9 protein-coding genes are annotated in these 13,868 nt (G+C 72.8%); all 9 read left to right on the top strand.

Annotated features, from left to right (window positions below; translation table 11 throughout):
* Positions 1-312 precede the first annotated feature (312 nt).
* The 9 genes from ACZ6O5_RS27210 (at position 313) to ACZ6O5_RS27170 (ending at position 13,753) form a co-directional block, all read left to right on the top strand.
* A complete protein-coding gene (locus tag ACZ6O5_RS27210) occupies positions 313-2,169 on the top strand; it encodes a Wzz/FepE/Etk N-terminal domain-containing protein (protein ID WP_405091696.1) in 1,857 nt (618 codons plus the stop codon).
* Entirely contained in the window at positions 2,166-3,173 is a 1,008-nt protein-coding gene (locus ACZ6O5_RS27205; protein WP_465980565.1) for a DUF3048 domain-containing protein, read from the top strand. The genes ACZ6O5_RS27210 and ACZ6O5_RS27205 overlap by 4 nt, the downstream gene beginning before the upstream one ends.
* Positions 3,170-4,660: an O-antigen ligase family protein gene (locus ACZ6O5_RS27200; RefSeq protein ID WP_465980563.1), complete on the top strand. Its 1,491-nt coding sequence runs from the start codon at positions 3,170-3,172 to the stop codon at positions 4,658-4,660. The genes ACZ6O5_RS27205 and ACZ6O5_RS27200 overlap by 4 nt, the downstream gene beginning before the upstream one ends.
* A complete protein-coding gene (locus ACZ6O5_RS27195; protein ID WP_465980561.1) occupies positions 4,660-5,865 on the top strand; it encodes a hypothetical protein in 1,206 nt (401 codons plus the stop codon). The genes ACZ6O5_RS27200 and ACZ6O5_RS27195 overlap by 1 nt, the downstream gene beginning before the upstream one ends.
* Before the next feature lie 17 nt (positions 5,866-5,882).
* Complete coding sequence (locus ACZ6O5_RS27190; RefSeq protein ID WP_396759649.1) at positions 5,883-6,746, top strand: sulfotransferase domain-containing protein; 864 nt, start codon at positions 5,883-5,885, stop codon at positions 6,744-6,746.
* Positions 6,713-8,326: a flippase gene (locus ACZ6O5_RS27185; RefSeq protein ID WP_465980558.1), complete on the top strand. Its 1,614-nt coding sequence runs from the start codon at positions 6,713-6,715 to the stop codon at positions 8,324-8,326. Before ACZ6O5_RS27190 ends, ACZ6O5_RS27185 begins: the two co-directional genes overlap by 34 nt.
* Positions 8,327-8,354: 28 nt before the next feature.
* Positions 8,355-9,287: a sulfotransferase family protein gene (locus tag ACZ6O5_RS27180; protein WP_465980557.1), complete on the top strand. Its 933-nt coding sequence runs from the start codon at positions 8,355-8,357 to the stop codon at positions 9,285-9,287.
* Between the two features lie 145 nt (positions 9,288-9,432).
* The gene (locus ACZ6O5_RS27175; protein WP_465980555.1) at positions 9,433-10,479 is read left to right on the top strand and encodes a glycoside hydrolase family 26 protein; all 1,047 of its coding nucleotides are present in this window, start codon (positions 9,433-9,435) and stop codon (positions 10,477-10,479) included.
* A gap of 217 nt (positions 10,480-10,696) precedes the next feature.
* Positions 10,697-13,753, top strand: coding sequence for a malectin domain-containing carbohydrate-binding protein (locus ACZ6O5_RS27170; RefSeq protein ID WP_465980553.1), 3,057 nt, complete (start codon positions 10,697-10,699; stop codon positions 13,751-13,753).
* The last annotated feature ends 115 nt before the right edge of the window (positions 13,754-13,868 follow it).

Here is a 13,868-nt window from a genome sequence, read left to right as displayed (position 1 = left end):
CCGCGTCGAGCCCGGGTCGGTGGGCCGGGACCACGGGCACCCGGGGGGATGTGTCAGGATTCCGTCACCGCTCCGTACGCGAGCCGGCGGCGACGCCGACTCCCGGGGGCAGGTCGGGCCCGACGCCGGGAAACCCGCTGAATGGCCAGCACGGATCGGCCATCTCTCCGCGGGCTGCCCACACCTGGGCAGGCTTACCGGAACGTGAGCAGACTTTCCCTCAACGTTCGGATCGGGGACACTCGAAGTCACGGTCAGTTCCAGCTGTGCCGTGGACTGCCCGGCTCGGTCGAAAGGGAGCGACAGACTCTGATGCCCTCACCCCATTTGGCCGAGAACGACTCCGACGGTCTTGCCCTGATGGCGTACCTGGGCTGGTTGCGCCGCCGCTGGTGGATCCTGCTGCTCGCCGCGGTCCTCGGCCTGGCCGGCGGCCTGGCGATCAACCAACTCCAGGACGCGCGCTACACCTCGACCACCTCGCTGCTGGTACGCCCGCTCGGCTCCGGCGCGGAGAGCAACCCGAACGCCAAGGTCAACCTCGACACCGAGGCACAGGTGGTCCGGTCGCTCGTGGTGGCGGAGCGGGCCAAGGGCCTGATGAAGGTCACCACCGGCGGTGACGAGCTGGTCAAGTCCGTGACCGTCAGCGTCCCGCCGAACAGCCAGATCCTCCAGGTGGCCTACGAGGCGGGCACCCCGGCCGAGGCGCAGGCGGGCTCGCACGCGTTCGCCCAGGCCTACCTCGACCTGCGCAAGGCCACCGCGCAGAAGGCGCTGGAGAACGAGACCAACGCGCTCAAGCAGCAGATCGCCGAGGTGAACAAGCAGCTCAGCGCCGTTGCCGGGCGGATCGCGGCGGCCCCGGCCAACTCCCCCGAGCGGGAGCGCGCCGAGGCCGACCGCGGCGTGCTCACCAACCAGCTCAGCGGCCTGAACAACCGGCTCAGCCCGCTGGTCTCGGCCGACTCCGACCCCGGTGAGATCATCTCCGACGCCCGGCTGCCCGAGCGGCCCAGCTCGCCGAACCGCACGCTGAACCTGGCCAGCGGCATGGGCGCGGGCCTGCTGCTCGGCATCGTGCTGGCGCTGGTGCTGGACCGGCTCGACACCCGGATCCGGCGCGGGCGCGACATCTCCGACCGGGTAGGCCTGCCGCTGCTGCTGGAGCTGAACACCCGCCCGCCGTCGCTCTCCGTCCTGCCCGCCACCCACCGGATCTCCCGCGAGCTGGGCCGGCTGCGCAACGTGCTGCTCTCCGCCGTCCCCGAGTCGGCCCAGGCCGGCCGCGGTCGTCAGCTCCTGCTCTGCGACGGCTCGGCCGGCACCGCCGCCGGGTTCGTCGCCGCCAACCTGGCCGCCGCGTACGCCCGCACCGGCGCGCAGGTCGCGCTGGTCACCACCAAGCCGGACTCGGCGCTGAGCGGCATCACCGGCGTCGCCGAGGGGCGGCACAGCCTCGCCTCGGTGCTCCGCCGCGACGTGCCGGTGCTCAAGGCGCTCGCGCCGGTGCCGGGCCTCGGCCAGCTCCGGGTGCTCGTCCCCGGCGAGCTGGACGCGGAGGTGGAGCTGCCGGTCGCCGGTCTGCTGGAGATCCTGCACGAGCTGACCGCACGCTTCGACCACGTGCTGATCGAGACCGGGCAGCCGACCCAGGCCGTGGAGGCCCAGGCGCTGGGCCGCTACGTCGACGCGGTGATCGTGGTGGCCGAGTCCGGCAAGACCCGCAGCGGTGAGATCACCGCCGCCCTCCAGCAGTTCGAGCAGGTCAACGCGCCGGTCATCGGTGCGGTGCTGGCACCGCGCCTGCCCGCGCCGACCGGCGGCGCGACCCGCCCCGTCGCGGCGGCCGGCTCGACCACCCCGACCACCTCGGCGACGCCTGCCAACCGGCCCAAGCCGCGACCCAGTCCCGGCCCGTCCGCCGAGTCGACGATGGTGCTGCCGCGCATGCAGTCGTCCCGTTCCGGCCCGACCGCCGGGCCGGCGAAGCCGGCCGCTCCGGGCAAGGGCGCCGCGCCGGTGAAGCCGCCGGTCGGTCCGGGCAAGCCGCAGGCCGGCCCCGGCAAGCCGATGCCGGTCAACGGCACCGGTGGCACCTACCGTTCCCGGGGCGACGGCGGTGACGGCCGCAGCTACGCCATCGACTCCGGCGAGGACCTGGGGTGAACCGCCGGCAGATGCTCCGCGCCGCCCTCGCTCCGGCCGTCGTTCTCGGCGTCGGCACGGGGTGCAGTGAGCCCCAGCCCAAGCCGGGCAGCGTCGACGTGGCCGACCCGGGCAGCGTCGCCGCGACGCCACCGTCGGCCAGTCCGACGTCGAGCCTGCCCACCGGCCCGCTGACCGGGGCGCCGGTCGGCACCCCGGCGGCGGCCACCCGCCAGGCGGTCGCGGTGCCGATGCGGGTGAGCCCCGCCACCACCCCGGCCGGGCTGGACGCCGCCGATCTGGTCTACGCCGAGTTCGCCGAGTCGGACACGCTGCACCTGACCGCCGTGTTCCACTCCCGGGACGCCAGCAAGATCGGGCCGGTGACCGAGATCCGGCCGGTCGACATCCGCTCGGTCTCGGTGCTGCGCCCGTTCGTGGGGTATGACGGCGGTCCGACCGGTTTCCTCAGCCAGTTCGAGAGCTCCGACCTCGACGGCGTCACCCCGGACGACGACAGCAAGGTCTTCAGCGGCGACTACACCTCGACGGCCGCGCTGCTCAAGGCCGCCGCGAAGGGGGGTCAGCCGCCCACGCCGGCGCTGGACCACGCCACCGACGGCGACGCGCTGGCCGCCCGGGACCTCGTGCCCGCCACCGAGCTGTCGATCGCCGTCTCCGGCGGCCCGCCGATGGTCTGGCGGTACGACCAGCCGAAGGCCCGCTGGGTGGGCAAGGTCGGCACCGCGACGGTGACCGCCACCTCGGTGATCGTGCTGACCATGGAATACCGCACGTTGGAGGTGCGTAAGCCGTCGTTCCGCGCGCTGCCGTCGGCGAACGTCTTCGGCGAGGGCGCGGTGCTCGCGGTGTCCGGTCCGACCAGCGCGAAGGGCCGCTGGCGCAAGCCCGGCCTGGGGATGGTCTGCACGCTCGCCGACGCCGGGGGTGACCTGCTGCACCCGCAACCCGGCAACGCCTGGGTGATCTACGCGCCGACCACCGCCAAGGTCACCGTGAAATGAGCACCGTCACCCCACCCCGCTCGGCGCGCGGGTCGGTCCCGGTGGGCGCGGTGGTGCCGCCGCCCGGCGGCAACCGCCTCGCACCGGTGCGGGCCCGGCCGAAGGGCTGGTCCTGGCGGCTGCCGACCGCGTGGCCGCTAATCTCGCTCTTCCTGCTCTGGCCGGTGTGGTGGGCGCTCGGGGTGTCCAGCTTCGTCTTCATCATCTTCGCGGTGCCGATGGTGGTGCAGATGGCCCGGCGCGGTCCGGTCCGGGTGCCGCCCGGCTTCGGCATCTGGCTGCTGCTGCTGCTCTGGCTGTTCCTGTCCGTGTCGACGCTCGGGCTGACCGCCCCGGACACGTTGCCGCCCGGCGGTGGCGGTGGCCGCTACCTCGGCTGGGGCATCCGGCTGGCCAACTTCGTCGCGATGACCGTGGCCATGCTCTACGTCTACAACCTCAGCGAGCGGGAGCTGTCCCGGCGCCGGATGATCCGGCTCTTCGGGTTCATGGGCGTGGTGGTGGTCGTCGGCGGCTGGCTCGGCTCGCTCTTCCCCACCACGGGGTTCGTCGCGCCGCTGCGCTTCGTCCTGCCGCACTCGATCGCCACCCACCCCTTCGTCGCCTCGCTGATGGACGTGAAGTTCGCCCAGGTGCAGCAGGTGATCGAGGGGGAGGCCAGCTCACCGCGACCGTCCGCGCCGTTCACGTACACGAACTCGTGGGGTGAGAACACCGCGATCCTGCTGGTCTGGCTGATCGTCGGCTGGGTGGTGCTGGGCAGGCCGCTGCGCCGTACCGCCGGGGTGGCGATCGCGCTCGCCGCGATCTTCCCGATCATCTACTCGCTCAACCGTGGGCTCTGGATCGGCCTCGGCATCGCCGCGGTCTACGTGGCGATCCGGCTGGCGCTGCGCGGCCGGATGGTGGTGCTCGGCGGCCTCGCCCTGGCGGTCGGGCTGATCGGCGTGCTGATCGTCGCCACCCCGCTCGGCCGCACGTTCGACGAACGGTTGCAGAACGGGCACAGCGACGACATCCGCACCACGCTGTCCGAGGGCGCGGTCGCCGCCGCCAACCACTCGCCGATCCTCGGCTACGGCGGCAACCGCGCGCTGGTCGGCAGCAACCGGTCCATCGCGATCGGCAAGTCCGACGACTGCAAGCAGTGCGGCAACCGGGAGCTGGGCAGCAACGGCCAGCTCTGGGCGCTGCTCGTCGGCCAGGGCTGGGTCGGCGCGCTGGCCTACAACGGCTTCTTCCTCTACTGCCTCTGGCGGTACCGGCGCGACCACAGCCCGATCGGGATCGCCGGCACGCTTGTGATCATCCTGATGCTCTTCTTCCAGTTCACCTACGGCGCACTGGAAGCCACCCTCGCCTACGCCCTGATCTCGGTCGCCCTGCTGGCCCGCAACGACCAGCTCCGCCGCGCACTCGCGCCGGCACCACCCAAGGGCACGATCGCCGGGCTACGGGCCCGACTGGAAGCAGCCGGTGAACGTTGATGGTGCTCCGCGTACCCCCGGACGGCGACGGCCGGTCCGCCTACCTCGGTGAGCTGGCCGACCTGATCTGGCCCGCACCTGCCGAACCCGCGCTGCGCCGGGGCGGCGCCGGCTGGGTGGTGGTGCCCTCGGCCGCCCGCCCCCGGCTGCTGGTGCCCACCGGCTCGGGCCGGGCCGCCGCCGGCGCCGTCCGGCACTCCACCGAGGCGGTCGGCCGCAAGGCCAAGCTGGTCCGGCAGGGGTTGGCCACCGCGTTCCGGCTCGGGCTGGGGCCGGTGGTGTTCCGCGACCGGCTGGTGGTCGCCGGTGGCGGGCTGGACGCCTACCTGACCGAGGTGCTGGGCGAGCCGGCGCTGGTCAGCCTGCACATCGGTCCGGCGCGGGCCAACCGCAAACCGGTGCTGCAACTGCTCGCCCCGGACGGCCGGGCCCTCGGCTACGCCAAACTCGGCGTCGACCCGCTGACCCGGGCCCTGGTCGACGCGGAGGCCGACGCGCTGCGCCGCCTCGCCGGCCTGCCGCTCGGCCCGGTGGTCCTGGCCGGGGTCCGCCACCACGGCGACTGGCACGGGCACGCGCTGCTGGTCCAGGAGGCGTTGCCGGTGCGGCTGCCCCGGGCCGCCCCGGCCGACGCGGCGGCGGCCGAGCGGGCCGCCATGGTGGCGGTGGCCGGCTGTCTCGGCGTACGCCGGGAGTCGTGGGCGGGCAGCGGGCACGCGGCGCGGCTCGGTGCGGCGGTGGACGCGCTCGGTGACCGGCCGGAGGCCGGTCGGCTGCGCGCGGCGCTGAGGTCGGTCGCGGACGCCGACCCGGTGGTGGCGTTCGGCGCCTGGCACGGGGACTGGAACGGCGGCAACAGCGCGGTGCTGGCCGACGGCCGGGTGCTGGTCTGGGACTGGGAGCGGTTCGAGGCGGACGTGCCGGCCGGCTACGACGCGCTGCACCTGGCGGTGCAGGGCGCGATGAGCCACGCCGGGGTGGAGCCGATCGAGGCCGCCCGCGCGTTGATCGCCGGCGCGGACCGGACGCTCGCGCCGTTCGAGCAGGTCGGTGGGGGCGCCGACCTCGTCGCCGTGCTCTACCTGGTGGAGCTGGCGGCACGTTATCTGCGGGACCGGCAGGCCGAGGCGGGTGCGCGGTTGGGGCACGTCGACACCTGGCTGCTGCCCGCCGTCGAGGAGCACCTGGCCCGACGGGCCCGGTGAGAGTGAGGAGTGGGGACGTGACGGTGGCCAGGGAGCAGGCGCTTCGCGCGGTGAAGTCGGTGAGTCGGACGGTCGGTCGGTTGACCGCGGGCTCCCGGATGGTGCCGGGATTCCTGATCGTGGGGGCGCAGCGTTGCGGCACCACCTCGCTGTTCAAGACGCTGTCGCAGCATCCCGGCGTGCTGCCGCCCGCGTACCACAAGGGCGTGCACTACTTCGACGTCGACTACCACCGGGGGATGAGCTGGTATCTCGGCCACTTCCCCACCAACGGCAAGGCGGACGCGGTGAAGGCGCAGCTCGGCGTGCGCGGGATCACCGGCGAGTCGAGCCCGTACTACATGTTCCACCCGCTGGCCGGTCAGCGGATCGCCAAGGACCTGCCGTCGGTCAAGCTGCTGGTGCTGCTGCGTGACCCGGTGGAGCGGGCCTATTCGGCGCACTCCCACGAGCTGGCCCGCGGCTACGAGACCGAGGCGGACTTCGAACGCGCGCTGGCGCTGGAGGAGCAGCGGACCGCGGGCGAGCGGGAGCGGATGACCGCCGACCCGACGTACGCCAGCGAGCACTTCCAGCACAACTCCTACCTGGCCCGGGGCCGCTACATCGAGCAGGTGGAGCGGCTGGAGGCGCTGGTCGGCCGGGACCGGCTGCACGTGATCGACAGCGACGACTTCTTCGCCGACCCGCGGCCGTCCTTCGACGCGGTCTGCGACTTCCTGGAGCTGCCCCGCTGGGCGGACATCGCGTTCGGCAAGCACAACTCGCGGTCCCGCTCACCGATGTCGGCCGAGCTGCGGGCCCGGCTGGAGGACCACTTCGCCCCGTACGACGAGCGGCTGGCCACGTGGTGGGGACGCGTGCCGTCGTGGCGGCGGTGACCCGGCAGGACGCCGACGCCACGGTCGTCCTGCCGGCGGTCGGTCCGGGTCCGGGCGCGGGCCTGGGCGGGGCGGCCCGGCAGGGCTTCGCCAACCTGCTCGGGGTGGGGCTGGCCGCGGTGGCCGGCTTCGGTCTCAACATCGTCATCGCCCGGGGCTGGTCGGTCCGCGAGGCCGGCATGTTCTTCGCCGCCACCAGCGCCTTCATGATCGCCGCGTCGACGGCCCGGCTCGGCACCGACGTGGGCACCGTCTACTTCGTCAGCCGGCAGCGCACGCTGGACCGGCGGGACCAGATCCGCGGCACGATCCTGGCCGGTCTGCTGCCGGTGCTGGTGGTCGGCGCGCTGCTGGGCGTGGCCGGCTGGCTGGCCGCCCCGGCGCTGGCCCGGGCGACCATGCCGGAGGCCAGTCCGGGGGCGGTGACCGCGCTGCGCATCCTGCTGGCGTTCGTGCCGCTGGCCGCGCTCAACGACTACGCGCTGGCCGCCTGCCGTGGCTTCGGTCAGATGCGCCCGCTGCTGACCGTGGAGCGGCTCGGCCGCACGCTTGTGCAGTTCCTGGCCGTGGCGGTGGCCGCCTGGCTCGGGCTCTCCGCCACCGTCGCGTTGCCGCTGGCCTGGGTGGTGCCCTATCTGCTCGCCGCCGTGGTCGCGCTGGTCTGGCTGGGCCGGCTGGTCGGCCGGGCCAACCGGCAGGTGACCCGGCCGGTCCCGGTCGGCGAGATGGTCGGGCCGTTCTGGCGGTTCACCGGCCCTCGCGCGGTCAGCAGCGTGGCCGCGATCGTGGTGCAGCGGCTGGACATCGTGCTGCTCAGCGCGCTGCGCGGGCCGGCGGACGCGGCGATCTACACGGCGGCGACCCGGTTCCTGGCGTTGGGTCAGCTCTCCAGCGTCGCGCTCTCCAGCTCGGTGCAGCACCGGCTGGCCGCCGCGTTCGCCCGGAACGACCGGGCCGACGCCCGGCAGCTCTACCAGGCCGCCACCGGCTGGCTGGTGCTGCTCTCCTGGCCGGCGTACCTCATCTTCGCGGCGTTCGCCGCGCCCATGCTGTCGCTGTTCGGCGCCGGCTACGACGACGGCCGCCGGGTGGTCGTGCTGCTCGCGCTGACCATGCTGGTGGCGACCGGGTGCGGCATGGTCGACATGGTGCTCAACATGGCCGGCCGGACCGCGTGGACGTTCTACAACGCGATGGGCGGCACGGTGCTCAACGTGGTCGCCAACCTGCTGCTCATCCCGCGCTACGGCATCCTCGGCGCGGCCCTGGCCTGGACCCTCTCCATCCTGGTCACCAACCTGGTGCCGCTGACCCAGCTCTGGTGGTCGATGCGGCTGCACCCGTTCGGTGCCGGCACCCGGGCCGCGATGGCGTTGGCCGTCGCCGCGCTGGGCCTGCCGCTCGGCGTGGCCACCCTGCTCGGCGCGACGCCGCCGGTGCTCGCGCTGGTGGCGGTCGCCGGGGTGGCGGCGTACCTGGCGGGGGCGTGGCGCTGGCAGCGCACGCTGCACCTCGACGCGCTCCGGTCGCTGCGCCGGGGCCGCAACCGCGCCGGGGCGGACCCGGCGACCCGGTCCTGACCGTTCCTGCTCACCGATGGGATCTTCGATGACCAGCGACTCCCCCCTCGCCCCGCACGCCGGGCTGTCCACGGTGAAGGCCGCGAAGCTCGCCGCGGTCGGCCTGTTGGCGGACCGCAAGGAACGCCGGGACCTGGAGCGGCCGGTGGAGGCCGGCAAGCGGAAGCTCACCCTGAAGGTGGAGCGACCGATCTTCATCCTCGGCGCCCCGCGCTCCGGCACCACGTTCCTGGGTAGCTGCGTGGGGGCGCTGCCGGACGTGTCGTACCACTACGAACCGCGGTTGACCAAGGCGGTCGCCCGCTGCGTCTACGAGGGAAGCTGGACCCGGCAGCGCGCCGCGCGCTACTTCCGTGGCTACTACGGCGCGCTGCTCGCCGCCGCCGGCCACGGTGGGCTGCGGTTCGCCGAGAAGGACCCGGAGAACTGCTTCATCGTGCCGTTCCTGGCCGAGGTCTTCCCGGACGCGGTCTTCCTGCACGTCTACCGGGACGGCCGGGACGTGGCCGTGTCGCACGCGGAGCAGCCCTGGTTGAACGCCGCCTCGACGGGCAGCGGGCGCAGCGGTCGCGGCGGTACGCCGTGGGGCGCCGCGCCGCGGTTCTGGGTGGAGCCGGAGCGGCGCGAGGAGTTCACCCGCGTCTCCGACCTGGGGCGGTCCGCCTGGATGTGGCGGCGCTTCACCAGCAGCGCGTTGGCCCAGCTCGCCGCGCTGCCGGCGGACCGGGTCCGGCACCTGCGCTACGAGGACGTGGTCACCCGGCCGGCCGAGGCGGCCGAGGTGGTCGCCGATTTCCTGGAGGTCGGCGACCCGGCCGGCCGGGAGGCGCTGCACGCCCGGTTCGGGCAGGCCCGGCCCGGCTCGGTGGGGCGCTGGCGGAAGCGACTGACCGAAGAGGATCTGACCGACGTGCTGGCCCAGGCCGGCCCGCTGTTGACGGAGCTCGGCTACCACCCGTGAGGGCGCTGGCACGGGTAGAGTGCCAGGGGTCGCCCGCCCGGCCCGGCGTGCCGTCCCGCTGACGCGGGCCCGCCCGGCAGACATGACAGTGGACCGGCGACCATCCTGGGGAGAGGTTGCGGTGGTACGACGGTTACGACGGACGATGGCAGCCGTGTTCGCGTTGGCCCTCCTGGCACCGGCGGTCGCGGCGTGCGACTCCGGGTCGGGTGACCGGGCCGGGGAGACCGCGTCGGCGGTGCCGCCACCGCCCACGGTGACGCCCCGCAAGGGCGCGGTCCAGACCACCGGGCGCGGGCCGGAGCTGCCGGAGAAGGGCGCCTGGGTGGGCGCCTGGGTGAAGCCGCAGTTCCACAACGCCACCGGCCGGGCGGCGGCGTGGGACGACTTCAACCGGGCGGCGGGCGGCCAGCTCGCCGTCGCGCACATGTTCCACGAGTGGAACGAGCCGTTCCCCGGTGGCACCGAGCGGGCGTTCCAGGCCCAGGGCAAGCTCCAGATGATCTCCTGGCAGGGCACCGACACCCGGTCGACGGTCAGCGGCGTCTACGACAACCTGATCCGGCAGCGGGCGCAGGACGTCAAGGCGTTCGGGGTGCCGGTGCTGCTGCGCTACCGGTGGGAGATGGACCGGCCGAACCTGGCCGCCAGCATGCACTCCCCGGAGGACTACGTCGCCGCCTGGAAGCACGTGCGCGCCATCTTCACCGAGGTCGGCGCCACGAACGCGGCCTGGACGTGGTGCCCGCACGCGGACGGGTTCGCCGAGCCGGAACGCCGGGCCGCCGACTACTACCCCGGTGACGACCAGGTCGACTGGCTCTGCACCGACGTCTACCCGAGCCCGGAGTGGAACAGCTTCAGCAACCGGATGGACCACTTCATGGCGTTCGCCAAGAAGCATCCGCGGCCGGTGGTGATCGGCGAGTTCGGGCTGACCCAGGACGGCCGGCCCGGCCAGCGGGCCGAGTGGATGCGCGAGGTCGGTCCGTACCTGAAGAAGCACCCGCAGATCAAGGCCGTGGTCTATTTCGCGGCCAAGCAGACCGAGAAGCCGTTGTACGACAGCACGTTCGGCAACGACCCGGAGAGCGCGGTGGTGTTCCGCGAGCTGGCCACCGATCCGTACTTCAATCCGCCGATGCCGGATCTCAGCGCCTCCGGTGTGCCATCTCCCGCACGCACAGAGTGATCTTCACTCGTCTTTTCGTTCGACTCGGGCCGGTTGTTGTGTCAAAAAGGCCGGTCCCGGGTGGACGGGCGGCAGGCGAATGCGAGAAGGTATTGCTCTCACGTCTGCGGTCGGCCGTGCGACGCCACACCTCGCGTCGGCACCGGCCACGATCGCAGCGCCTCCGACGTTCCCCCCGGAGCAGCCTGTGCCTTCCTCGATCCTGAGACACCGATCGGTGTCCGCCTTCGGTGCTGCCGTGCTCGGCATCGCCACCCTGTTCACACCGGTGCCGGCACTCGCCGCACCGGCGGCCACGGTCGCGCCCGACCACAGCACCCTGGTCGGTGAGGTGCCCTCGGACAAGACGCCGAACATCAACGACGGCAACGTCGTGGCCATCCACGACGCCGGCACGAAGGTGATCGTGGGCGGTTCGTTCACCGAGGCGCAGAACCGCGGCTCCTCGCCCACCCCGGTCGCTCGCCGGGGCCTGCTCGCCTTCGACAAGGCGACCGGCAAGATCGACAACGCGTTCGCGCCGGTGCTCGACGGTGACGTCACCGCGATCATCGCCGGCCCGACTGCGGGCACGGTCTACGTCGCCGGCACGTTCAACAAGGTCGGCGACAAGAACTTCCGCAAGCTCGCGCTGCTGAACGTCGCGGACGGCACCCCCGTCGACGGCTTCAAGGGCCCGGCGTTCAACGGCACGGTCAACGACATCGCGCTGATCGACGACCACCTGCTGGTCGGCGGCATCTTCACCACGGTCACCGCGACCACCAACCGCGCCGGGCTCGCCTCGCTGAACCCGACCACCGGCGCGGTGGACGACTACCTGACCGTGTCGCTGACCGAGCACCACAACTGGACGGCGACCAACGGCGGCGCCTCGGCCGGCGTCGGCGTCGAGAAGCTGACCGTCTCCCCGGACGGCAAGCACCTCGTGGTGATCGGCAACTTCAAGAAGGCCAACGACGCGGTGCACGACCAGATCGTGCGGATCAACCTGGGCGCCGCCTCGGCGACCGTCGCCGACTGGAACACCGACGGCTACTCCGGCGCCTGCAAGTACAGCGCGTTCGACTCGTGGGTCCGGGACGCGCAGTTCTCCCCCGACGGCAAGTACTTCGTGGTGGTCACCACCGGCGCGTCGTACCCGGGCACGCTCTGCGACTCGGCAGCCCGCTGGGAGACCGAGGCCACCGGCGACGGCCAGAAGCCGACCTGGACGAACTTCAGCGGCGGCGACACGTTCCTCTCCGTCGGCATCAGCGAGAAGGCCGTCTACGTCGGCGGCCACTTCCGCTGGTCGAACAACCCGCTCGCCCGCGACAAGGCCGGCCCGGGCGCGGTGCCGCGGGCCAGCATCGCGGCCCTCGACCCGGCCAGCGGCCTGCCGCTGTCCTGGAACCCGGGCCGCAACCCGCGCGGCTACGGCGTGACCGAGATGCTGGTCACCCCGCAGGGCCTCTGGCTCGGCAGCGACCAGGACTACATCGGCAACTTCGAGTACCAGCGGAAGAAGATCGCCTTCTTCCCGCTGGACGGTGGCAGCACCCCCCACTCGACCAGCACCAAGGGCCTGCCGGGCGACGTCTACCAGGCCGGCCGCGCGGCGCAGACCGAGGTCCTCTACCGGGTCAACGCGGGTGGCCCGGCCATCCCGGCGACCGACGGCGGGCCGGACTGGGCCGCCGACACCGACACCGCGCCCAGCCCGTACCACAACGGCGGCAACAGCGCGAAGGCGTACCCGACCAACGCGACGTTCGACGCCACGGTGCCGGCCAGCACCCCGGCGACGCTGTTCAACACCGAGCGGTGGGACCAGTCGACCGCGCCGGACATGCAGTGGGACATCCCGGTCGCGGCCGGTACCCGGGTGGACGTCCGGCTCTACCTGGCCAACCGGTGGAGCGGCACCGCCGCGGTGGGCAAGCGCAAGATCGACATCAGCGTCGACGGCGTGCTCAAGCTGAACGACTTCGACCCGGTGGCCGCCGCCGGCGGCACCGACCGCGGCACCATGCAGTCCGTCTCCGTGGTCAGCGACGGCGTGGTCGACATCGACTTCGGCCGGGTCCTGGAGAACCCGCTGATCCAGGGCATCGAGGTCGTCAAGACCGCGCCGACGCCCGATGCGTCGGACGTGCTCTACCGGGTCAACGCCGGTGGCGACCAGCTCGCCGCGCCGAGCGGCCCGGCCTGGGCCGCCGACAGCCTGGCCGCGCCGAGCGCCCTGCACAACGCCGGCAACACGGTGACGACGTACACCACCGACGCGACGGTCGACGGCACCGTGCCGGCCGGCACGCCGGCCCAGCTCTTCAGCAGCGAGCGGTGGGACGAGTCGCCCGCGCCGGACATGCAGTGGGACTTCCCGGTCCCGGCCGGCACGCCGGTGCAGGTGCGGCTCTACCTCGCCAACCGCTGGTCGGGCACCGCCACCGCCGGCAAGCGCAAGTTCAACGTCAGCATCGACGGGGTGCAGAAGCTGAGCAGCTTCGACCCGATCGCCGCGATCGGCGCCACCAACAAGGGCACCATGCGGGCGTTCGCGGTCACCAGCGACGGCAACATCGACGTCGACTTCGGTCGGGTCCTGGAGAACCCGCTGGTGCAGGGCATCGAGGTCGTCAAGCTGCCGCCGGTGCCGCCGGCCACCACGGTCGACAGCATCACCAAGCGGTCGTACGACGGCGCGACCGGCGTCGGCAACGCGATGTCGGTGCCGAACCCGGACAACACCCGCTGGTCGACCGTCAAGGGCGCGTTCTGGGTCGGCGGTGACCTGTTCTACGGCGTCGGCGGCGACCTCTACAAGCGCTCGTTCGACGGCACCGACTTCGGCACCCCGAAGAAGCTCGACCCGTACCACGACGAGAAGTGGGACACGATCGTCACCGGCTCGGCGCCGGAGGGTCAGACGTACGCGGGCATGACCACCAACTTCGCCGCCGAACTGCCCAACGTGACCGCGATGTTCTACAAGAGCGGTCGGATCTACTACGCGCTGGCCGGCCAGGCCACGCTGTTCTCGCGGCAGTTCACGCCGGACACCGGCACGGTCGGCGCGGAGCGGACCACGATCACCGGGACCACCGCGTTCGCGGACGCGGGCGGCCTGTTCCTGGACGGCGACAAGCTCTACGTCGTCTCCCGAAGCACCGGCACCCTGTCCTCGATGGACTGGGCGGACGGCGTGCCGACCGGTTCCGCCACCACCCGCAGCGGTCCCGCCGTCGACGACGTGGACTGGCGCGGCACGGCGGTCTTCGTCGGCCCCTGACGTAGGCGTGACGATGGCCCGGCCGGTATCGGCCGGGCCATCGTGCTTTGTAAGGCGGGGCCCCCGCTTAACGCCTGCGGTAGAGGAAGGTGCCCCGCTTAACACCACATCGCCG

It is taken from the genome of Micromonospora sp. NPDC049201 (assembly GCF_055586805.1).
The sequence above is the reverse complement of the archived record's forward strand: the minus strand, read 5'-3'. Positions and strand labels throughout refer to the sequence as shown.

What these genes read in the sequence shown, in the direction of transcription:
- ACZ6O5_RS27180 (WP_465980557.1), top strand. Translation starts at nt 8,355, where the DNA reads ATGACCAGCGACTCCCCCCTCGCCCCGCACGCCGGGCTGTCCACGGTG.
- ACZ6O5_RS27200 (WP_465980563.1), top strand. Translation starts at nt 3,170, where the DNA reads ATGAGCACCGTCACCCCACCCCGCTCGGCGCGCGGGTCGGTCCCGGTG.
- ACZ6O5_RS27195 (WP_465980561.1), top strand. Translation starts at nt 4,660, where the DNA reads ATGGTGCTCCGCGTACCCCCGGACGGCGACGGCCGGTCCGCCTACCTC.
- ACZ6O5_RS27210 (WP_405091696.1), top strand. Translation starts at nt 313, where the DNA reads ATGCCCTCACCCCATTTGGCCGAGAACGACTCCGACGGTCTTGCCCTG.
- ACZ6O5_RS27175 (WP_465980555.1), top strand. Translation starts at nt 9,433, where the DNA reads ATGGCAGCCGTGTTCGCGTTGGCCCTCCTGGCACCGGCGGTCGCGGCG.